We start from the raw sequence: 23,922 nt of genomic DNA, 5'->3' as shown, positions 1-23,922 counted from the left end.
AGAGGTATCCTCACTATCACTCGCTCAGTTTAACATTGAAGTATCAAAGAATTTATAATTTATACTCTCATCGCGTTTTACTGCGTACATAGCGATATCGGCCCGATTGATTAACTCACTGCTTTGTGATGAATCCTCTGGCGAAATAGAGATACCGATACTCAGCGATATATCGATTACGTTGCCCCTGCAAATAAATGGCGAGTCGAATTTAGCCAACATCTTTTCGGCTATCACTCTTGCATGATCCGCTTCCTTAATGTCATTGACAATAACAACAAATTCATCTCCTCCGAAGCGATACACAGCATCATTCACCCTCACCGACTCTTTGATACGTAACGCTGCTTCCTTGAGAATTTCATCTCCAACATCATGCCCTAAGGTATCATTCAGCACTTTAAACTTATTTAGGTCTATAAAAAATATTGCCAGTTTTCGGCCATAACTCAGTGCCTTTATAGAGTAATCAACTCCAGTATCTAAGCCTGTACGATTCTTTAATCCGGTGAGATAATCATGGTTAGCTTCGTGATCTAACACCTGTGCTTTAGCGTATACGGTTTCACTCATTTGATAGAAACGCGAGAGTAAATAGCCCATCTCATCTTTTGGCAGGATATCTGAAACTTCTTGCCTTTCGCCCCGCTCCATTTTAGCCGTAGCTTCAATCATCATGCCTAATGGTTGATAGAATTTATTTTTTACAAACATTGCTGTAATAATCGACAAAAAAATAAAAAACAGGATCTCAGCTCCAATCAATGTGGTGATATATGCCCGACTCTCGTTAAACGCGCCTTTCCTTTGTTCTAGCAGCACCAGCTCTTCATTATTAAACGAAGTGAGCTCATCCCTTATTGCATCCATATAGTCCTTACCACTGTTATTTTTAACAATGTTAGAGGCTTCAGATATGGAGGAGGGAGTATTTTCTTGGGTCAAGTTAATCGTTAAATTTAGCTCGGCTAACTTTTTCGTCAATAACCCACTTATATTTTCTAAGCGCTTCTGTTGTGACAAATTATCTATAGTTAATCGGAAGAGCTCTTGAAGGTGTGAATCCACCGAAGACACGCCAATATGGTACGGCTCAAGATATGCCGAATCCTGGGTTAAAAGGTAGCCTCGCTGACCCGTTTCAGCATCGATAACTGCGCCAATTAGACGTTCCGATTCAGTTAACACCTCATGTGTGTGGATCACCCATTCAAGCTTCTCCTCACCATACTCCTCAAGGATAAATGTGAATACAGTATTACCAATTGCAGCAAAAAACAGTAAGGACAAAAGAAGTCCGAGTTTGAAGCGTATGCTCATTCGAGCCCCCTTAAAGTTTACTGCTTAATTATTAGAATCAATTAATCGCCATATTATATTTATTCACTTAGCAATTAAATTATCTGGAACAAAAACGTTAACTAAATCATCTCATCAGATACAGCGTCATCTGTTTGCGCTCTTAGCTGCAAACCTAAACCCGTGAAGCTCCATACATGCTCTAGAATTAGAGTCTAGAACAAAGTCAACACAAAGCGAGTCAATAAATAAATGAATCAATTAAGGTTATTAATTTGCGACGGTTCTAACTTTATCATCACAAAATCATGAAGCCACTCCCCTTAGGCACAAGAAGAGCTAAATACAGATGGCCACAGTTATCGCTATCAGCCACGACTACACCGACTTTAGTCATCTATCTATCCGCAGCCTTACTTCTCATCTTATCTTCAAGGCTTTTTCACTAACGCCAAGTGCCGTGGTATATTAGCGCCCATATTCATTCAGGTAGTTAAAAAGGTCATTAAATGAAAATCGGTATTATTGGCGCTATGGAGCCGGAAGTTGCACATTTAGTTGAGTCGATGGAAAACCCAAGCTCTACAACCATCGCCGGTATCGAGTTTGTTGCAGGTCAGCTAGCGGGCAAAGACGTTATCGTTACTCGTTCAGGCATTGGTAAAGTAACAGCCAGCATTGCGACGACGCTGCTTATCGAAAAGTATGCACCTGATGTGATTATTAACACAGGTTCTGCTGGCGGCTTCGCCGACGAACTTGCCATTGGCGATATCGTGATCTCATCTGAAGTGCGTCACCATGATGTTGACGTGACTGCGTTCGGTTATGAGATTGGCCAGATGGCGCAGCAACCTGCAGCGTTTATCCCTGATGCTAAGCTTGTGGCTGCGGCGCAAAAAGCGGTTGCTAGCCTTGGTGAAGTCAAAGCCATTGAAGGTTTAATCTGTACAGGCGATAGCTTTATTTGCGATCCCGTTCGCACCAAGACCATGCTAGAGAACTTCCCAACGATGGCGGCGTGTGAAATGGAAGGCGCAGCGATTGCTCAGGTTTGTCACCAGTTTGGTGTACCGTTTGTGGTTATCCGCTCTCTGTCCGACAATGCTAACAACGACTCGCCTGTAGATTTTGACGAATACATTGTTAAAGCAGGCCACCACTCTGCATTGATGGTTATCGCTCTGCTTAAGCAACTTTAAGCTAAGCTGCTTTAAGTTAAAAAAGCTCTAAGCTAAAAAGCTTTTAATTAAAGACGAGTAAAGCAACACAAGGATAGCGCAGCAATATGGTTCCAGAGTTTACTAAAATCTTCTCTCAAGATAGTCAGCTTTACACTGGAGCCTTGGTGTTATTCGTGTCAATTTTACTGGCTCGAATCGCCCCACTACCGCGCCCCCTGCAGCCACTTGAGTGGTTATCTCAAGTGGCTAAAAACTTAAGCGCAAAGGTGAACCATGCTAACCGAGCGCCGTCACAGCAGTTAATCGCTGGCTCCCTCGCCATGCTGCTGTTAATCATTCCTTTTTGGGCTGTGACAAGCTTTCTGGTAGAACTTGCCGAATTCCCTTGGTTCTTTGAAACCATCATTATTTATCTTTGCTTACAAGACGATCATTTCAGATATATCGCCAACGAAGTGGCTATCGCCATCAAACGCGATAATAAGCCCCATGCACGTAGCCTACTACTACCTTGGGTAAGTCGCAGCACAGTTTCGCTTTCAAGTGTGGGCTTATGTAAGACCACCATTGAAAGGCTATCGACCACCTCAATTTACGGCACGGTCTCTGCCATTGTCTTTTTTGCTATCGGCGGCGTGCCACTGCTGATCATCGCGAGAATGCTCAAGCAACTCGAATCCGTCTGGCCTGCTTATAACCCTCGCTACCGCTACTTTGGTATGCCCGTGTATTTACTCAGTACCTTAGTGCACTATATTCCAGCAAAACTATGGAGCTTTAGTCTCGCCATTCAGGGTGGCCCAAAGAGCCTTATGAGACTATTTGCGCCTAAGATAAATGCGACACCACTGAATGAGTATCAAACCTGCGAGATCGTAGCCTGTACGTTAGCGATTGAGCTTGGCGGCCCGGTGAAGTTCAAAGAGGAAAGAGTCGATATGCCTAAGGTAACTTATGGCAAGCTACCCGATGAAAATGATCTATTAAGAGCGATTAAACTCAACTCTATTGCCTTTAGTCTATGGGCGCTTGCTATCGTTATCTTACCGAGTATTTGGGGGCTGCTGCGGGTGATGCAAGGCTAATGTCTTGAGTTTTGCTTAATAATCCCCTTTGTGAGCAACTTATTTATCCCGTAGATTGTAATCATCTTGTATAAATTGTTGGCGTTGGTATGATTCCTAAAATCGTATATTGACTCTTTTAGGGCTTATTCCATTGTTCGAAAATATTCATGTCTCACTGACAACGCCGGCACTCCTCTTTCCTGCAATCTCTTTACTATTGCTGGCTTATACTAATCGTTTCTTTGCCTTAGCAGCACTAATTCGTAATCTCAGTGCCGATGGTAAGCCTATTAATAATAGTCAGCTAAAGAATCTCCGTCAGCGGATAAGCATCATTAAGCGTATGCAAGAGTCGGGCGCATTAAGCTTTGCTCTGTGTGTGTTATGCATGATTTTTATTTACATCGGCTTTAACAAGGTAGGTGCTTTGATTTTTGGCTGTAGCCTGTTCTTACTACTTTATTCGCTACTGCTTTCAGTTATCGAAATTCGTATTTCGGTCGATGCCCTCAACATCCATCTAAAAGAGATGGATAGATGATCGATTGGATCTATTTCTTTGACCTTTGCGGTACGGCGGTATTTGCGCTTTCAGGTGCGCTTGCGGCTGGCAGGCATAAGATGGATCCGTTTGGGGTACTCGTGCTTGCCTCGGTAACTGCCATTGGTGGTGGTAGTATTCGTGACGCCCTGCTAGGCACAACCCCCGTATTTTGGATCCAAGACCATAATTACATCACGGTGATTTTAATTACCGTTATATTGACCTTTATTTTTGTGCGTAAACCTAAGCGGGTACCACGCTACATCCTGCCCGTTGCGGACGCCCTAGGTTTGGCGCTATTTACCGTGATTGGCGTAGAAAAAGCGCTGAATTTAGAACTCAGTGGCATGACTGCCGTGGTGATGGGTTTAATTACTGGCGTCGGCGGTGGTATTATTCGAGACTTGCTCTGTCAGCAGGTACCTATGGTGCTGCGCACAGAAATTTATGCAACGGCATCGATAATGGGCGGGATCTGTTACACCATTAGCCTGCATTTGGGAGCGGCCGATATGTTTGCCTTATTATTTGCAATGAGTACTGCACTCGTGATTAGATTAGCCGCTATTCGTTGGCACCTGTCATTACCAGCATTTGATTTAAAGACACCACAATAATGAGATTAGCTTTTTTTAGTTTTGTATTTCTACTCTTTAGCTTTCCAGCACTCGCTAATATTGGCGACATGCCCAAAGAGCAGCAGTTGGCGATCAAGTATATTCAAGCGCTAACTCATCAAGACTACTCCAGTCTGGGTTCTTTTTATAATCGTGATAGCGTGTTTAACGATAGAACCGCTGGGCGAAAATACACGGGTAAGCGCCATATTTTACAATTCTTGAAACGTGCCCATCGCGGAGTACTCGAGTACAACTTTAATATCGAGCATATGTTTAACTCAGGTTCGCTTGTGGTACTTATCGGTAACTACCGCTATAAAGGCCCAGGCGAACTATTTGGTAAGCCTGGCCGTATCATAGATATTGCCATCCCCGGCGTTACAACACTGAGTTTAGACATGACCCATGAGCGGATAAAAGAACATCAAGACTTGATGGACTATCAAACTATGTCTGATCAACTGTCAGTGCAGTAATCAAAGCAAAAATACACAGTAAGAGTCAGTCATTATTAACACGGCTTTTTAATATCTAGCAACTTAGCTCACAATTTACTCCACAGTGAGGAAACTTTTCTACATTCGCCTGTCAAAGTATTAAGTACCTTATATGCAGCAGGTTGTTATGAGTGTTATCAATGCTTTCCGGTCCATTATTGTCTTAGCTCCACTACTGTGTGGCTCAGCCTTTGCGCTAGAGCAACCCATAGTAGTGTCTTTTGCCGATCAGCCCATCAATAAGTTCAATCAAAAACTAGAGCTCGCCCAGCACCAAAAGCGCAACTGGAGCAAACAACCTGAGTCGATTTCGGCCCACTATGCCGGCAACCGTTTTCAGTTAGCCAAAGTCAAACAGTACCAAGGTAAAGTGGTGACTTATAACGTCAGCGCGGCAAAAGGCAAACACCCTAAAATGTTATTAATTATTTCGATGGAGAAGCAGCGGGATAACTGGATATTAGATGCGGCAAGATTAACTTGGCAATGTGAAAACGGCCTGCATTTTGGCACAGACCGTTGTTCGAATAACCACTAAACAATTTGCTGACAAGTGGTAAGCGGTTAAATTCGGCGAGTTAAGCCGAGACTTAATCGACTTAAATCAGAGTGATCTTAGCAAACTTGCGCTTACCCACTTGGAATACCGCTGTGGTTCCTGCTGTCAATTGTAGGCGGGTGTCTTCAATCTTATCGCCATCAATCTTAGCTGCGCCTTGCTTAATCATGCGCATTGCATCAGAAGTTGAGCTTACAAGCCCTGCTTCTTTTAGCAAGTTAGCAATCGCAATCCCTTCACCAGCAGCAATCTCTAACTCTTCGATATCGTCAGGGATATTGCCTTTCTGGAAACGGCTAATAAACTCTTGATGTGCAGCTTCAGCCGAAGCTTCGTCGTGGAAACGTGCGATGATCTCTTTCGCTAGTGCAATCTTCACATCACGTGGGTTAGCACCGGCTTCAACGTCAGCTTTAAATTGTTCAATCTCAGTCAACGGACGGAAAGACAGTAGCTCAAAGTAGCGCCACATCAACACGTCAGAGATTGACATGATCTTACCGAACATCTCACCTGCTGGCTCACTGACACCAATATAGTTATGTGCAGACTTAGACATCTTCTTAACGCCGTCTAGGCCTTCAAGCAGTGGCATCATGATCACTGTCTGTGGCTTTTGACCCGCAGATTTTTGTAACTCACGGCCCATCAGCAGGTTGAACTTCTGATCGGTACCACCTAGCTCAACGTCTGCCTCTAGTGCTACGGAGTCATAACCCTGTAGCAGTGGGTACATAAATTCGTGAATCGCAATCGACTGACCTGAAGCGTAACGCTTTTTAAAGTCGTCACGTTCCATCATGCGCGCAACCGTTTGCTGTGAAGCCAGACGGATCATACCCGCTGCGCCGAGTGGCTCTAACCACGTAGAGTTAAACTCGATACGGGTTTTAGCAGGATCTAAGATCTTATAAACCTGCTGCTTATAAGTCTCAGCATTAGCTAGAACTTGCTCACGCGTCAATGGCGGACGAGTACTGTTCTTGCCGCTAGGATCACCCACCATACCGGTGAAGTCACCAATCAAGAAGATCACTTCATGACCCAGCTCTTGGAAGGTACGCATCTTGTTCAAAATAACCGTATGGCCAAGATGAATATCAGGAGCGGTTGGGTCTGCACCGAGTTTAATTTTTAACGGGCGACCTTCTTTCAACTTCTCCAGTAGATCCGCTTCAAGTAATATCTCGTCGGTGCCACGTTTTATTTCTGCTAATGCTTGCTCTAAATCAGCCATATCGGCGCTTACTCCTGGGAGCCTAATCAAAAAAAATATGGGCACTCATGTTACTTGTTAGCAAGCACAAATGAAAGTGTGTACACTAAAGGGATCAATAAGAAAGAGTGAATTTGGTATCAAGGTCAATGGGAAAGGTTATAACTTTATTTAAATTACTGCCAAAATTACATCAAATGCTCTTGTGCGGTTTAGTTTTTGTCACGCTAATTATTATTTTTATGCCATCTGATGATGTTCAGGCGTCTAAACAAACCCCATCGACAAGTGGCGAATATGACGTCAATACCCGTTATGACGTACCACTCGCTTTTAGAAAACCGACACCACCTTCAGCATCAATGAGTGAGTCAACGCCATCTCAACGAACGAGCAGTGAAAAGCTAGCCTTCAACACGAGTGAACAATCCAAAAAGCAGGCGCTTGTTCAAGCGACTGACAAGCCTGAAATACAAGAACCTGCTGCACCAAAATTAAAAGAGAAACGCTTTCAAGTTAAAAGTGGCGACACCTTGGCCGCACTGTTTGATCGCGCAGGCTTAACCGCTAAGGATGTCTACGATGTAACTCAGCTGCCTAAAGCTAAAAAGGATCTGCTTAAAATCATGCCGGGTGATAACCTTGTTATTGCCAAAAATGATGATGGCAAGCTGGTTCAGCTGAGATATCACCTCGACAAAATCACCACTTTAATCATAGACCGCACCGACAGCGGCTATAAAGAGCAGATCGTCACCAAGAAGGTAGAAGCGCGCTCTAAGTTTGCTAGCGCGACTATTGAGAATAACTTCTGGAATGCCGGTGTTAATGCCGGACTGACACCAAATCAAATTATGCAGCTCGCCACCATTTTTGGCTGGGATATCGACTTTGCCTTAGATCTACGTAAGGGCGATCAGTTTGCGATGATATTTGAAGAAGAGTATGCCAACGGCGAATTCTTAAAAAACGGCAATATTCTCGCAGCCGAATTTACCAACCAAGGTGATCGCTATACCGCCGTTCGATATAAAGACGGCAACTATTATTCCGAAGAGGGCCGCAGCATGCGTAAAGCCTTCCTGCGATCACCTGTCGACTTTAAATATGTTAGCTCTAGCTTTAACCCGCGTAGACTACACCCGGTTACAGGCCAAGTTAAGGCCCATCGTGGCGTAGATTATGTGGCTGCTGTTGGTACGCCTATTAAAGCGGCAGGTAACGGCCGAGTGATCAAATCAAGCTATAACCAATACAATGGTAACTATGTGTTTATTAAGCACAACGACACTTACACCACCAAGTACCTTCACCTGACTAAACGAAAGGTGAAAACTGGGCAGTCCGTTAAACAAGGTCAGATTATTGGTACTCTTGGCTCCACAGGCCGGGTAACGGGCCCACACCTACATTATGAGTTTATCGTTAACGGTGTACATCGTAATCCTCGCACCATAAAACTGCCAAAGTCAGAGCCGATTGCGAAGAAAGAAAAGGCCCAGTTTGCTACGCTTAGTAAAACCATGATGGCTGAGCTTGAACATAACAAACAGGTACAGATTGCAGCGCAGTAACGCTGCGACAAGACTTTTAAACCGTCAGTCTTTAGTTTTATTCACTAGGTTTGATTTATAGGTTCGATGCGATGAATAACAGTTATTACGTAGGCTTGATGTCGGGCACTAGCATGGACGGCGTCGATGCAGTGTTAGTTAACTTTGATGGCGACCAGCCTAGCCTTATAGCCACTCATACCGAGGCGCTACCAAAGGCTCTTTTGAGCAATCTACAAAAGCTGTGCCTGCCGGGAAATGATGAGATAAACCGTCTGGGTCATTTAGACCGCGCCATGGGTAAACTTTTTGCTAAAGCGACCAATGCCCTGCTGGAAAAAGCCGGTGTCGACAAGTCGCAAGTCATCGCCATCGGTAGCCACGGTCAAACCGTGCGTCATATGCCCAATCTTGAGATGGGCTTTACCCTGCAGATTGCTGATCCCAATACCATCGCCGCCGAAACAGGTATCGATGTCATTGCCGATTTTAGACGCAAAGATATCGCTCTAGGTGGCCAAGGCGCACCATTGGTACCCGCCTTTCATCAGCATGTATTTGCCAACCCGAACCACCAGCGGATTATTCTCAATATCGGCGGCATTGCTAATGTGACCTACTTGCCGGGCAACACCCAAGATGTTACCGGCTTCGATACCGGTCCTGGTAATGGTTTGAGTGATGCTTGGATCCAGCACCAACTTGGTCAGCCTTTTGATAAAGATGGCGCCTGGGCTGCATCAGGAACGACGGATCAGAAGATGTTGCAACATCTACTGTCTCACCCCTACTTTGCTCTTGCCGCTCCTAAGAGTACGGGACGAGAACTATTTAATCAGGCTTGGGCCGAGCAGCAGTTGTCTGAGTTTGGTCACCTAAGCGAAGCTGATATTCAATCTACTCTGCTTGATTTAACCTGCTACAGCATCGCCAACGATGCCTTAACGTTATCAGATAATGGTGAGATGTATGTCTGTGGCGGAGGCGCCTATAACTGCGAGTTAATGCACCGCCTACGTAAACTGCTACCCGACTATAAAGTGGTCACCACCTCAGAGCTGGGCATGGACCCGCAATGGGTTGAAGGCATTGCCTTTGCTTGGCTCGCCATGAGACACCACAACGGCTTACCGGGTAACCTGCCAGCAGTAACAGGTGCCTCTAGAGAGGCCATATTAGGATCTTTCCACCCTGCGGATTAATCGTCTAAAACCGATAGCATTAGCCCGATATCATTAGTCAGTAATAACTCACATTACTGGCTAATCCTGCTTTAAGCCCCTAGTGACATTTCAGCTGCAACAGTGGACGCCAATCCTCTAATACAATAACTTATGCTGCAGCTTTATCACATCACGTTTGTAATTTCGCGATAAGGTCATCAGCAAGCTGTTATTACTGCCCATATAGGTCATGGCACCCGAACGGGGAATACTGCCCGAAGGTAACTTCAAAATAGGCGTGATAAGCCCTGTATTAAAACGCCAAAAGTTAATCAGCTGATAACCACTGCGGCTCGTTCTAAAGTAAACACCTTTATCGGTTGCCACCCAGTTATATCCTTCACCAAAATGGTTAGCACTAATCAGTTCACTAGGCTGTTCTGGGCTTGCTAGCGACAACAACCATAAACCGTTCTTCCCGAGCAGAGTAAAGACTAACTTATCTTCGGCTATCATCTTACCAAGACGCATGTCGATTGGGCTAATCACCTTAGGCAAACGGTTATCCAGATAAAACTCGGTAATGCCGTCTTTACTGCTCGCTAGTACCATCTCATCATTCCACCCCCAACTAGGACGATTGTGATCCAGATAAGGGGTCGCAAGAATGCTGATGTTGGAGGTCTTCATATCCAGCACGTGAATTTTATTGCCCTCATTTTTATCATCGGGGGCTAGAAATGCCACCTTAGTGCCATCATGGGACCAACTAGGATAGGCCACTCGGCGCTTAAGGTCGGTATGCTGCCGCCTTTGACTGCCATCAGTGTCACTGGACCAAATTTCATTGAAGCCTGTTTCATTGGACACATAGACGATACGCTGGGTGATTGATGAGTAATCGGGATTTCGGTAACTGTACTCTACCTGCAATAGTGGAAAAGTGGCGGTAGGGATAGATTGCTCTAACGCAAAAGAGGCCACATGATAGTCACGAATATAGTTGGAGTACACCAACTCATCGCTGTTAGGAATAGAGCGCGGGTAACTCATGCCCTCCACTTCTAGCGGCTGGATCTGTTTGTCATCAATCCCAACAATATAGCCATTTCGCACACCAGAGTTTTCGGTGCTAAAGATCAGCCGCTCACTATCTTGATGCCAGCTAAGGCCGCGAATATCCTCTAAACCAAAGGTTAAGCGCTGCTCCTCTTGCGTTTCTGTATGCCGAATAAAGATATCTTCGGAGATATTACCAAAACGCCGTGCAACCGCGAGCCAGCTGCCATTGGGACTGAAGGCGATATCACGGTCACGATAGCTACAGTTTTCAGTACAAGATAAGCGCTTGGGCTTCTCTCCCTCTATAGTAAGAGACAACTCATAGAGGCCGGAGCCAAACCCCTCTGCGCCATCCCAGATATACACTAGCCGGCTTGCATCAGGGGCGATATCAATCGCCGAGCTGTAGGTGTAACACTCACCTAACTTAAGGGCTTCATTACTGTCTAGATTGAGTTTAGTCAGGTAACACTTATCTTCGCTCCTATGTTCAGAGCCGTAATACAGTGCGCTACCATCAGGACTCCATACGGCTCTGAGCTCGGCAGTCTTAGTCGAGGTGAGTCGCTTAGGGGTTTCGGCTGGGTTTTGCAAATCTTTAAGATAAAGACTGGCGTACTTGTTACTGCCACGGCTACCATAAACCAGCCAGCGACCATCGGGAGAAACCGCAGGGTAAAGCTCTGAGCCAGCTTCCGTGGTTAAGTTTTGCTTGGTGGTGGGGACATAACGAATACTGTCTTGATAGAGGTGATACCCTAAAGCTACTGAAATCACACCGATAAATAATCCACCCGCTAGGGTAAGCCTTCGATTAAACCGAGTTAGATGCTTGATTTTAAGCTGTGCTTGCTGGAATAGATCTGGCTCATCGACCAGATCCGCATCATTAAACTCAGGCTCAACCAGTAAACGGTACCCCATCTTACGCACCGTCTCGATAGCTTGTTCAGCATCCGTCCGCTGATTGAGCTGCTTACGCAGATGCCAGATGGCATTGGTTAGCGCTTTACTTCCCACGTAGCTATTGCCCTCCCAAATATTGTCGATTAACTCCTCTCGGGTGACTACTTTGGGGTATTGCCGTGCTAGATAACTTAACACCTCGATAAATTTAGGCTGAATTGAAACTTTTTGACAGGAGCCGTTATCAGCGTCTGTATCATAAAAGTTCAGGCTATTATCACTGGGATTAACCTCACACTGGCCAAGCTTAAATAACGCCTCTTTCCTTATATCAAGCATCCTGATCCCATTTTTTATTTATCTTTTTTATATCGGTATCCATCACCAGCACGGAGCGCCACATCTTTTTAACATAGACAAAGAGTTCAACCCACCACCAAAAGATACACTAAGCCAATGAAAATATAAACAATAGAGATTAAATAGACATATAAACAATAAAGAAACGACTCCACACCGATTGCTGCGCGCTCACAAATTAATTACAACTAACCTCAGCCGATAACCAACAGCATTTCAATTGGAAACTCGACAGTATTCACCCTAGGAATGACATGCCTTAATCTGATGATGTTGTGCGTAAATATGATTATCGCGTTTAGGGAAATTATAAAAATAAGGACTGCAATCAATGAAACCAAAAACAAAACTTTCAGCATTGAGCCTCGCCATCAGTATGGCAGCGCTAACCCCTACAACCTTGTTTGCAGCTGAAGCGGCAGACAAGAGCGACGCTAAAAAAGAGATGGAAAAAATTGAAGTCACAGGCTCGCGTATTAAGCGTGCCGACTTCGAAGGTGTTTTACCTGTTACAGTCATTACAGCGGACGACATTGCCAATAGTGGCCTTAACTCTATCTCTGAGGTACTGCAATCCTCTGTTGCCAATACGGGTGGTTCACTCAACGGTGAGAGCGATGGTTACACTGATAGTGCTAGCTCTGTGAACCTACGTGGTATGGGCGCTAACCGCACCTTGGTTCTTATCAATAGCCGCCGTCAAGCCTCCTTTCCAAGTGCTGCCGGTGGCACCTCGAACTTTGTTGATGTATCAGACATTCCTGCAGCGGCAGTAGAACGCATCGAAATTCTAACCGGTGGTGCCTCGGCAATTTATGGTTCTGATGCCGTTGGTGGTGTGGTCAACATTATTCTTAAGAAAGAGTACGAAGGCGCGAAGGTTTCAGCTAAATATAATGACCCAACTCAAGGTGGCGGTGAGGAACTTGATCTGTCTTACCTACAGGGCTTTAATACCGATAAGAGCCAAACCCTGTTAATCCTCGAATATAAAAAAGCAGAGTCGATTCAAACTTATCAGCGTGACGGCCTATACAGTCCTGCTTACTATGAAAATGAAGATGGAGACCTTACTTGGGGTGCTGGCCCTTATGGCGATGCCGCGCCTTCAAGTTGGTCTTCAAGAATTACCGATTACAGCAAGGTTTATCACGAAGATAAGTACGTTAACCTGAGTGAACAACAGTGTGGCGAGCTGTTTGGCGATAAAGGGATTTACAGACCCACTTACAAATATGACTGTTACTACGATAAGTACGCTGACCGTGGCCTAAAATCAGCTTATGACCGATTCAACTTAGTGCTTAATTCGACTTACGACTTAAACGATGATTGGCAGCTTTACGGTATGGTCAACGCCTCTTACAAAGAATCGACTAAGTATAAAGACGAAAAAGGCTTCGGTACCAGTATTTATCAAGATGAAGCGACTGGTGCACTAAGCTATGACAAATATGAGTTTGAAGATGATAACCGCTTCTATCTAGCGCGTAGAATGGAAGAGTATCCAGGACCACGTACTTACGATACCCAAAATACTAAGGCTTCGCTCTCATTTGGCGCTGACGGTAACATTGGTGAGTACGAGCTCGATCTCTCTTGGTCAAGCAGCTACAACAAGTACGAAAAGCAAAACCATCACATGGTAAAAGCTGATGCGCTACTCGATATTGTAACTTTCGATCCAAATGATGCCGACCCATCTAAGTGGTACCCGAATAGTCAAATGACGACTGAACAAGCTAACATGCTTATTGCGGACTCAACTAAAAATTCAGATTCAAGCTTGCACCAGTTCCAAGCGGTATTTGCCGGTGATTTGATGGAGTTGCCAGCGGGCACAGCTGGCTTTGCAACCACTGCCGAGTGGGCGCGTGAAAGTTATGAAGATACCCTAGATGATGTTACCTCAAGCGGTGGCCTAATCGGTATGGGAGGTACCGGCGGTAAAGGCGATCGAGACCGCGTTGCCGTTGCTGGTGAGTTACAAATCCCACTGTTAGCCAATATCACGGGAATTAGGTCATTAGATCTTTCAGCTGCACTGCGTTACGACCAGTACCTAGATGATTCTGATGTAGGCGGCGCAACCACTCCACAAGTAGGACTTTCATACCGTCCAATTGATGAAGTCATGGTTCGTGCTAACTGGGGTAAGAGCTTTAGAGCACCAGACATGCACCGCCTTTATGCTGGGCGAACTATCGGTTTCGGTGGAACAGATTATCCACACCCAACCATCCCAGATGAGATTTATGAAGATGATTACCGCTCAATTACTCAAGGTAACCTAAACCTTGAAGAGGAAAAGGGTGAATACTGGAACTTTGGTATTGTAGCCAACATAACCGACAACGCCGATATCACTGTTGACTGGTGGAACATCGAACTTGATGGTGCTGTTAAAACCATATCAACCGATGAAATGTTAGCCGATCCTTCTTACTACCAAACGGGTAACTACACTAGTTGTGAAGAGATGGATAGAGTCGGTTACCTGACTGAGTACGATGATGACGGTATCGAGAATATCGCTTGTATGCGTAAAGGTCCAATCAACAGTGCTTATGAGGCCTCTGAAGGTATTGATACCAGCTTTAACTATCAGTTCCCAGAAACAGCGATTGGTGATTTCAAATTCAAAGTTGCCGCTTCTTACTTAATTAAGAAAGAGTACCAAGAGCGCATCGATAGCGAAATTGAAGAGCAAACTGAGACCGATTACTTCCCTAAATGGAAAGGTAACGCGAGCCTAAGCTGGAACTATGAAGACTTTAGCGCAACGGTTGCTTACTACTACACGGGTGAAGCACAAGGTGTCGATCTGTTCGAGTACCAAGATGAGAACGGTGATGATGTTGAGTCAATGGAGACTGACACACTAGATGCTTATCAAATCGTCAACATTACCTTGAGCTACTACGCACCTTGGGAAGGTAAGTTCACTGCGGGTGTTAAAAACCTAACCGATGAGATGCCACCTTTGTACGACGAGCGTAACGACAAGCACAATGACTGGCCTTTCTATGAAGATGACAATAGCAGCTATTCAAACACTGGCCGTAGTCTATTCATTGGTTATTCACAGAAGTTTTAATCTCGTTTAAATCTCCCTTCGATACGAGAAATAAGCGCCCAACTTTGGGCGCTTATCTTTCCCGCTTACCTCTTTCCTATTATCAGGAGATAAGAATGTCTCGCAACCCGCTCTTAATGTATGCCCTGATAGCCATCTGCAGTCTGCTGTTATTCAGCGCTAATGCGATGAGCAACAGCTATCAATTACCCACACAAGCATTACAGGATGTCGTTGAGCAAACTAAAAATGTAAGCACTCGCTTATCTCAAGATAAGCAATGGCTTGCGATATTAACCCCAAGAAAGCACCTTTCAATCGATACGCTGGCACAAACTGAGCGCAAGCTTGCAGGTCTAAGAGTCTCACCAGAGCTGCTGATCCCAAGCCGAATAAAGTACAGCTATTTGAGCGTCGAGCTAATTAACCTCACTAAATTAAAAGCCGATGCGGAACCTTTTACCATACCACTACCAAGCGCTATGCAGTTGGCCAATGTCAGCTTCTCTCCCGATAGTCGCTACCTAAGCTATATCGGCTTAACTAAGCATGGCGCAGATCTGTTTATTTATGATTTAGAAAAACAGCAGAGCCGCAAACTCAATCCAAGCCGCCTAAACGCCACATTGGGATTGAAATATATCTGGCAAAACGACAGCAAGGGAGTGTTTACTAACCTTGCAACAGCGACTAGTTCTAATAGCAACCCAGTGGCAACCGCACCGAATATCAGTGAAACCTCAGGCCAGAAAGCGCCGCGCAGAACCTATCAAGACTTGCTTAAGAACCCACAAGATGAGGCCGAATTCACCGCATTAACCACCAGTCAGTTAAGCTTTATCTCCCTTAATGGCGATGTTAAGCCTATCGGCAAGCCCGCCATTAATATCGGCTACAGTCTGTCGCCTAACGATAAATATTTAGTGGTCAAACGTATCGCTTCGCCTTTCTCTTATATGGTCAAATACTATGACTTCGCCCAGTCGGTAGAGCTATTTAGCCAGACGGGTGAAAAACTACAAACCCTTGCGCACCTAGAAAGCAGTGAGTACCGCCCTCCGGGCAGCGACTCGGTACGCAAAGGTCCGCGCATGATCCATTGGCGTAGCGATAAGCCAGATACCCTCGCCTTCGTGAAAGCCCTCGATAAGGGTGACAGTCGCATCAAAATCAACTACCGCGATCAACTGCTACAACTCAGTGCACCTTTTACTCAAAAGCCTATGCCACTCACCAAGACCCCTTGGCGGATCAGTAAAATAACCTGGGGAGAGCAAAACACTGCACTCGTCACAGAGCGACAATCAGATAAGAAACAGATGCGTGTCAGTCTGTTAGATACCTCCACTGACAGTTCTCAAGGGTTATCTCTCTGGTATCAAAAGGCAATTCGCGACACCTATAATGCCCCCGGTAGTCTTTATCGTCAAAACGCTAAGCTTAACGGTAAACATTTAGGACGAGTCTTCAAGTTACATGACAATAGCTTACTGCACTACGGTCTTGGCGCCTCACCTGAGGGCTATCAGCCTTTCTTACAGTCATCATTACTGACACCACTAAAAGGTGAGCAAAGCATAGCTAAACCAACGACCCTGTGGCAGTCATCGACGCAGCAATTGGAAAGAGTTAAATATATTCTCAAGCTTGAGCCGCTAACGCTGATCATCAGCAGGCAAGGCACTGATACCCCCTCGCACTTGGTGATGCTAGATGTTGCGTCAGGTGACGAGCAACTGCTGTATCAAAACCAACATAAGCTCGAGGCTTACCAAGGCATGACTCGCCAGCTAGTTAACTACAGCCGTGATGACGGCTTGCCGCTATCGGGCGTGCTATATCTCCCCGCAGGTTATAGTACTGAGGATGGCCCACTACCTGTTTTGATGTGGGCTTATCCCCGAGAGTACAAAAATGCTGAGGTCGCCAGCCAAGTAAACTACTCGCCTAATCAATACAATCAAATTAGCCCCAAAGGCCCGGTACCATTTGCCGCCAAGGGGTATGCTATTTTCGACAAGGTTGCCATGCCGATTGTTGGTGAGGGGAGTGATAAACCCAACGATAGCTTTCGCCGTCAGTTAGTCGCTAACGCCAATGCCGCAATCGATACCTTAGTGGAGATGGGCGTTGCCGATAGAGATCGCGTAGCCATTGGCGGTCACTCTTATGGTGCCTTTATGGTAGCGAACCTGCTGGCCCATTCAGACCTGTTTGCCGCTGGTATTGCCAGAAGCGGCGCCTACAACCGCACGTTAACTCCCTTTGGTTTTCAGCATGAGAAACGTAATTTCTGGGAGGCTCCGAGCCTCTACCAACAGATGTCTCCCTTTACCCATGCCGATAAAATCGATGAACCATTGCTGCTGATGCACGGCGAAATGGACTCAAACTCCGGCACCTATCCGATGCAATCATCGAGACTATTCAAGGCAATTCGAGGGCTCGGAGGGCAAGCACGTTTAGTGACCTTTCCCTATGAGAGCCATAGCTATAAAGCGAAAGAATCGATTATGCACATGCTGTGGGAACAAGAAACTTGGCTTGAGCAGTATCTAAAAAAGCCTGCTCTGGCTCGAGGCAGCGAAGCGCTTAAACAGAGGAGTGAGACTGAAACGCAAATGACTTTTCATTAAACCTTAACCCCGATATAAGGCTGCACGAGCGCAATGAGTTGCAGCCATTTATTTCCCATTTGCGATTTTGGATAGCTGACCCATGACTAATTTAAACTCGATTGTTCGTTTATCGGCAATTTACTCAAGCCTTTTGTGTGCCAGTCTGTGGTGCACTTCGGCTCAAGCACAACCCGATGCCCCCTTTGCTCCAGTAATTGTAGCCGAATACCTTCCTAGAAATATCATCTACTTAATTGGTGACGGTATGGGACCGGCTTATACCTCTGCCTACCGTTTCTATAACGACAACCCGCAAACCCAAAGAGTCGAAAAGACTATCTTCGACCAACTGTTAGTCGGTATGTCGAGCACCTACCCCGACGATGACACCTATGTCACCGACTCGGCGGCCGCAGCTACGGCGCTCGCGACCAGCTACAAAACCTACAACGGTGCGATTTCGGTTGACCATCAAGGCGGGCCCTTCCCCACATTACTGGAAATGGCAAAAGCTCAAGGAAAAACCACCGCAGTGGTCGTTACCTCACAGATTAACCATGCTACCCCCGCCAGCTTTTTAGCCCACAATGAAAGTCGCAGGAACTATGACCAAATAGCCGATAGTTATCTGTCTAACCTTATCGACAAGCGCCCGGTTGCCGACCTCATGCTTGGCGGTGGCACACAATATTTTGCTCGCAACGACCGAGATCTAACATTAGAGTTTCAAGAGTATGGCTATCACTATATTGATAGCCTTAGCGATCTAAGCAGTATCGAAAATCTGCCCGCTCTAGGGCTGTTTGCCCCTAAAGGTTTACCCTATGCGATTGAAAGCCAAGACCCTCTTAGACTGACTACCATGACCCGCAAGGCTCTCTCCTTGCTATCGAATCAAGAAGCCCCCTTTGTGATGATGGTAGAAGCCAGTCATATAGATTGGTGTGGCCACAGCAACGATATCGCGTGCGCGATGAATGAGATGGATGACTTCGCTAATACCTTAAGTCTAGTTAAGCGCTATGTCGATAGTCACCCTGACACCTTACTCGTGGCGACGGCGGACCACTCTACCGGTGGCCTGACATTGGGCAGGGACGGTACTTATCAATGGCAAGGCCAGTTACTACATCAAGTTCACAGCTTGCCAAGCACGATTTCCCAGCTCATCATTGCCAACCCAGAGGTGCTAAATGATTTAGCCGCATTTAGTGCTTTTTTACGCCCCCATATCAGCATTGATATTGAAGACAGAAAAATGGATGGGCTAAGAAAAATGCTCAACTCTCGTTTGTCTCACCACAAGCATCAACAGAAAATAGAGGACGATCTAAAACAAACGATTGATAAGCTGACCTATACAGGATGGACAACGGGTGGCCATGACGCAATCGATGTGCCTGTTTACGCCTATGGCCAAGGCGCGCTGTACTTTAGAGGTCATAAAGACAATAGCGAAATCGCTGCGACGCTTATTCAGATGGTGCAAGATGAGCGCTACAAGGTTAAGTAACCGTTATATGAACCTGACTCAACAATGACTGCCGAGTTTATTGGCATACTTTGGCTTGTCTTGGGTGGCTGTAAGATTAGCTGTCAATATAGAGAAACAGAGGCTAATTAAGCTCTGTTTTCTTTTTCAATAGTCAGCTAGGTGCTATTATCCGTTTAATCGGCGCGTTATCCTTGTTTCAAGGCTCGCCTCATTTAAAATTAAGAGATGTAAACCATGAGCAACAAAAGCAAAAGCCTTAAACAAATTACTGAAATGACACCAGAATCTCGCTACGACTACCTAGTAGAGCAAGTTAAAGAGCACAAAACATTGTGGTCATTACAAGATTTAGATGGCTGCGTGATGCTTACCACAGAAGAGGAAGATTGCATTCCTATGTGGCCAACAGAGGAAGCTGCAGCACTTTGGGCTGTTGATGACTGGCAAGACTGCCAAGCCTTAGCTATCCCTGTTGACGAATGGTTAGAGCGTTGGGTACCAGGCATGCAGGATGACGACCTGTTCGTTGCCGTATTCCCAGTACAAGACGACCTAGGTGTTGTGATCCCTCCACACGAACTTGAAGATCGTCTAACGCCTAAGAAGCGTCACTAATTTACAATTAGTGATCTACGGTGGTAAGCCATTAAGGCTTATCACCTTCAGCCTTTTATCTGCTAATAAAACAATAAAGAGAATAAAAAGTGGATAGCAAAAAACCTGTAAATAATACTGAATCAGTTTCCGCTGCGCCTAATAACGATGCAACGACGGATTCAACTATCGATACAAAAAAATCTCCGAACCCGCCCTCTGCGGCTAAAATCTCCATGCCTAAACGCCTTATCTCCCTGCTTATCTTTTTTGTGGTGATCTCTGTTGGGGGCTTAATCACTCAGCAAGGCGTGCTACTTTGTATCCTGACCTTATTTATGGTGCTTGCCATCATAGGCAAACAGAAAGCAGGGTTAATCATGCTGCGGGTATACACCTCATTGCAACTGTTGATTGTTAGCGCTCTGCCCTTAATCGTTCATAACCCAGAAAACTTTGACCCGTCAGCCCCACAGAGTTTCGCTATCGGCAGCTTTAATAGCTCACTACCAGACTGGCTGATATTTGCTATTCTGATTTTATTGGCGATAGTGCAGGTATGGATAGCGTTTACACGCAAAGTGGGACACTACTTTAACCGCGAGATGAACCTCAATATTATGCGCTGATCTGTTTTGTTGAGTCTGCAGTTATAAAAAAAGCCGTCATTTGACGGCTTTTTTTACTTGCTCAGTTTGCCTTATCGAAAGGTTAAACGGAGAAGCTTGCACCACAACCACATGTGGTGGTCGCGTTGGGATTTTTAACGAAGAAGCGTGAACCTTCAAGGCCTGAAGTATAATCCACTTCGCCACCAACAAGATATTGTAGGCTCATAGGGTCAACAACTAACTGAACACCTTGCTTCTCTACAGTATAGTCTCCTTCGTTTATCTTCTCATCGAAGGTAAAGCCATACTGGAAACCTGAGCATCCGCCACCCGTTACATAGACTCGTAACTTAAGTGCGTCATTTTCTTCCTCTTCGAGCAGGGTTTTTACTTTTGAAGCCGCCGCATCGGTAAAGCGGATTGGCAAAGCATCTTCAGCTTGTTCAGTCATTACTACCTCTTACTTCTGTTTGCTGTGCAGAATTATCTAATACCTGAGTGTTTTGTTCAAGTAATATGCCCTGCTCTTTTTCATCCACAAGTAAATCTTGTGCACTATATTCCTGTTCAGTTTGTGATCCCTTGGTCCAGCGACTGGCTGGCACGATCACTTTGACCTTCACTCTAGACAAGCTAAAGCCTTCAGGCAATGTAAATTCGCCCTCTAACACCTGAAAATATCTAAATTTGAACTTAAACGAGGCATCACTTAAATCTGATAACTTAAGGGTAACCGTTTTACCGTCTTGCAAGCCAACTAAAGTCACTTCACTGCGGCCCAATAACGAACGCTTACGCTTCTCTAACTGTGTCAGTACGAGTTTAATACGGTACTGACGGGGCTGGAGGCTTGGCTCTAGCTCTAATGCATTAATCGCCACACCGTCGGCACTATTTTCTGGTGCCATCACACTACGATAAAACGCTAACTCACGCTCCAGCTCTTTTTGCTTCCCATTTTGCTCAACAAACATAGCTTGCATGTTACTGTTGGCTTCACGCTCTAGTGCTAACTCAATGTTACGAGCGGCCAAGGTCTGCGCTTGTTGCTGCAGCTGGTGGATATACAGTTCTGATTTATCAGCCTTAACCTCCACTTTTGGCAGGTAATGCAACTTTGCAACATCGTAACAAAGTGCACCTAAAGCAAAGAACACTAGCAATAAAAGCAATAAATAAACGCTTGAAGGTCTAATTTGTCGTTCAATCACTTGCAAGCGATCGATCCAACGATGATAATTTGGCATTAAGTAACAGCCCCTTAATAAAAAATCTCACATTTTGATATCAATGTGACAAACATACATTTTGGAAATTTCTGTGCATCAAACAATTGTTAAGAAGCGAGAGCAATTTCAAAAATACCTACATACCGACCTTAAAGATACGCTTTCGCAAGCCAAGATCAGTGTACAGCTATGTTTGCTCGCATTACTGTTTGCACTATTTGCGTCTGGCATCATTGTTCTTTTTAGGTTATTACTGCTCTGGTGCGACACCTTCACCAAAGCCCAAGAGTTGAATTTTACGGATATCATCGATGACTGGCGAGTATTATTACCGCTTTTCGGCTCATTTTTAATCTGGGGTGTCGCAAAAATGGGATCTCAGCGTTATAAACGTATGGGCATCGCCTATGTAATCCACAGAGTTAAGCTGCATTACGGTAAAATTCCACTGCAGTCTGCACCGGGACAGTTTTTCCAAGCCCTATTTGCCCTTGCTACCAACTTCTCTGTAGGCCGAGAAGGCCCAGCGATTCATTTAGGTGCGGTCAGCGCCAGTGTATTAGCCGAAAAATTTAAGCTACCCGACAACAGCGTAAGAGTTATGTGTGCCAGTGGTATTGCCGCCGGTATTGCGGCGATTTTTAACGCACCATTAGCCGCAGTGATATTTGTATTTGAAGTGGTGCTCAGAGAATACAAGATCCATTACTTTTTTCCGATTATGCTGTCTGCGATTTGCGGTGCTGTTAGCAGCCAGCTGGTGTTTGGTGACGTTCATGAGTTAGATCAAATTGGTGTGGCTGCAATCCCACTCACTCAATATCCACTACTGGCAATATTCGGTGTGATCCTTGGCTGCATCGCCGCCTTCTTTAATGCCAGCCTGCTTAAAGTTACCGCTATCGGACAAAACTGGCCACTGATTAATCGCCTATTACTCGCCGGTGCAGTTACTACTTTAGTGGGCCTAGTTTTACCGCAAGCAATTGGTAGCGGTGAGCTCGCCATAGCTGAAACCATTAACCAGCACCCGAGCATTTTATTCTTATGCGCCATTTTAGCCGGTAAGATCATCGCCACCATTGCCGCCATAGGCCTTGGCATACCAGGCGGACTTATTGGTCCACTCTACGGTATTGGCGCGTTATTCGGCACGATTTTAGCGTTAGTTAGCGCGCTCATGTTTCCAAGTATCGCTCCCTATATTGGCCTTTATACCATTATCGGTATGACGGGCATGATGGGCGTGTGTTTAAGCGCCCCACTAGCCGCACTAGTGGCGTTAATTGAGCTAACCAATAACGCTTCCATCATCTTACCCTCTATGTTTGTGGTTATCCCCGCTTTTTTGATTGCCCACCAAGGTTTCAAGACCAAGTCTATCTTCTTCGAGCAGCTAGAGATCATGGGGCTGGGCTATAAAGTTGCCCCAGTAAACCTTGGGCTACAAAAAGTCGGTGTGCGCCAACTCATGGATAAGCGCTTTGTGATTGTGGCTGACAATGACGAACTCTTGCTGGAGGTGCTAAAGCGTGCAGAGGGGCGCTCTGTGCTAATTAGAAATACCCAAGGAAAAGTTGATATGCTGCAGCTTGAGCTGCAAGTTAGAGATGAGGATACAACCTTGACTCGCCACCCTATTCAAGGTCTTCCGGATACTTCAACCCTCAATGAGGTATACGCCATTTTGGCCAAAGAGCGCCGAGGGGAGGTCTATATCTACCAAGATACAAAAGAACAGATTGTTGGTGTGATTAACTGGATTTCCCTACGAAAAGAGATCCGTTCGGGGCAAGTGTAAACAGTCATTGTTATAACCTAATTTGATAACCACAAGTTAATAACAACCACTATCCAGGCTCAGCCCCCTCCTAGACAATCGCTTCATCAGCTGCTAGGAAGTGGTTATTTCTCCCGTTATCTATTTATTTAAGTGCTGTTTGGACGCACTTAATCAAAACAGAAGTTAAATGACGTAAATAATAGCCATTATCAACACAAGCAATCTTGAAACAATTGCCAACCCAGACTCATCATCTTTAACATCTGTTATTTAATCCGACTTGTATCGCGAACCCATAGCGAAAACACGCCTTTAATCGTCTACTTAACACTCAAAACCAACGCCAAGCTGAAGTAGATTAATCACAACGCCGAGCTCATCTCCATAAGGCACTGCCTAAATATCAGCCACTTAACACCAGCAAACTAATCAACATCAAATGCAAAACCATCGAACAACAATAAAGCAATAATCACCACACAATAT

General features: G+C 45.3%; 20 protein-coding genes. 15 read left to right on the top strand and 5 right to left on the bottom strand.

The annotated features are described in order from the left end of the window. Positions 1-24: 24 nt before the first annotated feature. Entirely contained in the window at positions 25-1,320 is a 1,296-nt protein-coding gene (locus tag SHAL_RS05345; RefSeq protein ID WP_012276168.1) for a diguanylate cyclase domain-containing protein, read from the bottom strand. 328 nt (positions 1,321-1,648) lie between these two features. Between SHAL_RS05345 and SHAL_RS23565 the strand changes: the two genes are divergently transcribed. The 7 genes from SHAL_RS23565 (at position 1,649) to SHAL_RS05315 (ending at position 5,749) form a co-directional block, all read left to right on the top strand. Then, positions 1,649-1,771, top strand: coding sequence for a hypothetical protein (locus SHAL_RS23565; protein WP_263053413.1), 123 nt, complete (start codon positions 1,649-1,651; stop codon positions 1,769-1,771). Positions 1,772-1,808: 37 nt separating this feature from the next. Then, on the top strand, positions 1,809-2,501 hold the full coding sequence (gene mtnN, locus SHAL_RS05340) for a 5'-methylthioadenosine/S-adenosylhomocysteine nucleosidase (protein ID WP_012276167.1): 693 nt from the start codon (positions 1,809-1,811) through the stop codon (positions 2,499-2,501). An 86-nt stretch (positions 2,502-2,587) separates the two neighbouring features. Then, positions 2,588-3,568 carry a cobalamin biosynthesis protein CobD/CbiB gene (locus SHAL_RS05335; RefSeq protein ID WP_012276166.1) on the top strand — a complete coding sequence of 327 codons (981 nt, stop codon included), beginning with the start codon at positions 2,588-2,590 and terminating at the stop codon, positions 3,566-3,568. A 145-nt stretch (positions 3,569-3,713) separates the two neighbouring features. Beyond that, positions 3,714-4,091 (top strand): DUF2721 domain-containing protein, encoded by a 378-nt coding sequence (locus SHAL_RS05330; RefSeq protein ID WP_041416267.1) that lies wholly within the window; start codon positions 3,714-3,716, stop codon positions 4,089-4,091. Further along, positions 4,088-4,711 (top strand): trimeric intracellular cation channel family protein, encoded by a 624-nt coding sequence (locus SHAL_RS05325; protein ID WP_012276164.1) that lies wholly within the window; start codon positions 4,088-4,090, stop codon positions 4,709-4,711. Before SHAL_RS05330 ends, SHAL_RS05325 begins: the two co-directional genes overlap by 4 nt. Further along, entirely contained in the window at positions 4,711-5,190 is a 480-nt protein-coding gene (locus SHAL_RS05320; protein ID WP_012276163.1) for a nuclear transport factor 2 family protein, read from the top strand. The genes SHAL_RS05325 and SHAL_RS05320 overlap by 1 nt, the downstream gene beginning before the upstream one ends. A 148-nt stretch (positions 5,191-5,338) precedes the next feature. Then, positions 5,339-5,749: a hypothetical protein gene (locus tag SHAL_RS05315; protein ID WP_012276162.1), complete on the top strand. Its 411-nt coding sequence runs from the start codon at positions 5,339-5,341 to the stop codon at positions 5,747-5,749. Between the two features lie 61 nt (positions 5,750-5,810). Here SHAL_RS05315 and tyrS read toward each other — a convergent pair whose 3' ends face one another. Then, positions 5,811-7,007, bottom strand: coding sequence for a tyrosine--tRNA ligase (gene tyrS / locus SHAL_RS05310; RefSeq protein WP_012276161.1), 1,197 nt, complete (start codon positions 7,005-7,007; stop codon positions 5,811-5,813). A 128-nt stretch (positions 7,008-7,135) separates the two neighbouring features. Between tyrS and SHAL_RS05305 the strand changes: the two genes are divergently transcribed. Both SHAL_RS05305 and SHAL_RS05300 read left to right on the top strand, forming a co-directional pair. After that, positions 7,136-8,560 carry a peptidoglycan DD-metalloendopeptidase family protein gene (locus SHAL_RS05305; protein ID WP_012276160.1) on the top strand — a complete coding sequence of 475 codons (1,425 nt, stop codon included), beginning with the start codon at positions 7,136-7,138 and terminating at the stop codon, positions 8,558-8,560. 71 nt (positions 8,561-8,631) lie between these two features. Further along, complete coding sequence (locus SHAL_RS05300; RefSeq protein ID WP_012276159.1) at positions 8,632-9,741, top strand: anhydro-N-acetylmuramic acid kinase; 1,110 nt, start codon at positions 8,632-8,634, stop codon at positions 9,739-9,741. Between the two features lie 117 nt (positions 9,742-9,858). Here the strand turns inward: SHAL_RS05300 and SHAL_RS05295 are convergent, their stop codons facing one another. Beyond that, on the bottom strand, positions 9,859-12,009 hold the full coding sequence (locus SHAL_RS05295; RefSeq protein ID WP_012276158.1) for a winged helix-turn-helix domain-containing protein: 2,151 nt from the start codon (positions 12,007-12,009) through the stop codon (positions 9,859-9,861). A 352-nt stretch (positions 12,010-12,361) separates the two neighbouring features. Between SHAL_RS05295 and SHAL_RS05290 the strand changes: the two genes are divergently transcribed. The 5 genes from SHAL_RS05290 to SHAL_RS05270 all read left to right on the top strand — a co-directional run bounded on the left by SHAL_RS05290 (position 12,362) and on the right by SHAL_RS05270 (position 20,442). Continuing rightward, on the top strand, positions 12,362-15,127 hold the full coding sequence (locus SHAL_RS05290; RefSeq protein WP_012276157.1) for a TonB-dependent receptor plug domain-containing protein: 2,766 nt from the start codon (positions 12,362-12,364) through the stop codon (positions 15,125-15,127). Between the two features lie 95 nt (positions 15,128-15,222). Next, positions 15,223-17,742, top strand: a complete 2,520-nt coding sequence (locus SHAL_RS05285; RefSeq protein ID WP_012276156.1) for an alpha/beta hydrolase family protein — start codon at positions 15,223-15,225, stop codon at positions 17,740-17,742. A gap of 82 nt (positions 17,743-17,824) precedes the next feature. Beyond that, positions 17,825-19,237 carry an alkaline phosphatase gene (locus tag SHAL_RS05280; protein ID WP_012276155.1) on the top strand — a complete coding sequence of 471 codons (1,413 nt, stop codon included), beginning with the start codon at positions 17,825-17,827 and terminating at the stop codon, positions 19,235-19,237. A gap of 216 nt (positions 19,238-19,453) precedes the next feature. Then, the gene (locus SHAL_RS05275) at positions 19,454-19,834 is read left to right on the top strand and encodes a DUF2750 domain-containing protein (protein ID WP_041415856.1); all 381 of its coding nucleotides are present in this window, start codon (positions 19,454-19,456) and stop codon (positions 19,832-19,834) included. 89 nt (positions 19,835-19,923) lie between these two features. After that, positions 19,924-20,442, top strand: a complete 519-nt coding sequence (locus SHAL_RS05270) for a hypothetical protein (protein WP_012276153.1) — start codon at positions 19,924-19,926, stop codon at positions 20,440-20,442. An 82-nt stretch (positions 20,443-20,524) separates the two neighbouring features. On the opposite strand, the gene erpA is transcribed toward SHAL_RS05270, so the two are convergent. Together erpA and SHAL_RS05260 are read right to left on the bottom strand one after the other, a co-directional pair. Next, positions 20,525-20,875 carry an iron-sulfur cluster insertion protein ErpA gene (gene erpA, locus SHAL_RS05265; protein WP_012276152.1) on the bottom strand — a complete coding sequence of 117 codons (351 nt, stop codon included), beginning with the start codon at positions 20,873-20,875 and terminating at the stop codon, positions 20,525-20,527. Further along, positions 20,868-21,671: a DUF6776 family protein gene (locus SHAL_RS05260; RefSeq protein WP_012276151.1), complete on the bottom strand. Its 804-nt coding sequence runs from the start codon at positions 21,669-21,671 to the stop codon at positions 20,868-20,870. The genes erpA and SHAL_RS05260 overlap by 8 nt, the downstream gene beginning before the upstream one ends. A 61-nt stretch (positions 21,672-21,732) precedes the next feature. On the opposite strand from SHAL_RS05260, the gene SHAL_RS05255 reads away from it, so the two are divergent. Continuing rightward, positions 21,733-23,454, top strand: coding sequence for a chloride channel protein (locus tag SHAL_RS05255; RefSeq protein ID WP_012276150.1), 1,722 nt, complete (start codon positions 21,733-21,735; stop codon positions 23,452-23,454). Positions 23,455-23,922: the final 468 nt, after the last annotated feature.

The organism is Shewanella halifaxensis HAW-EB4, from assembly GCF_000019185.1.
Lineage (GTDB): Bacteria > Pseudomonadota > Gammaproteobacteria > Enterobacterales > Shewanellaceae > Shewanella > Shewanella halifaxensis.
This window is presented reverse-complemented; position numbering and strand designations above follow the sequence as displayed.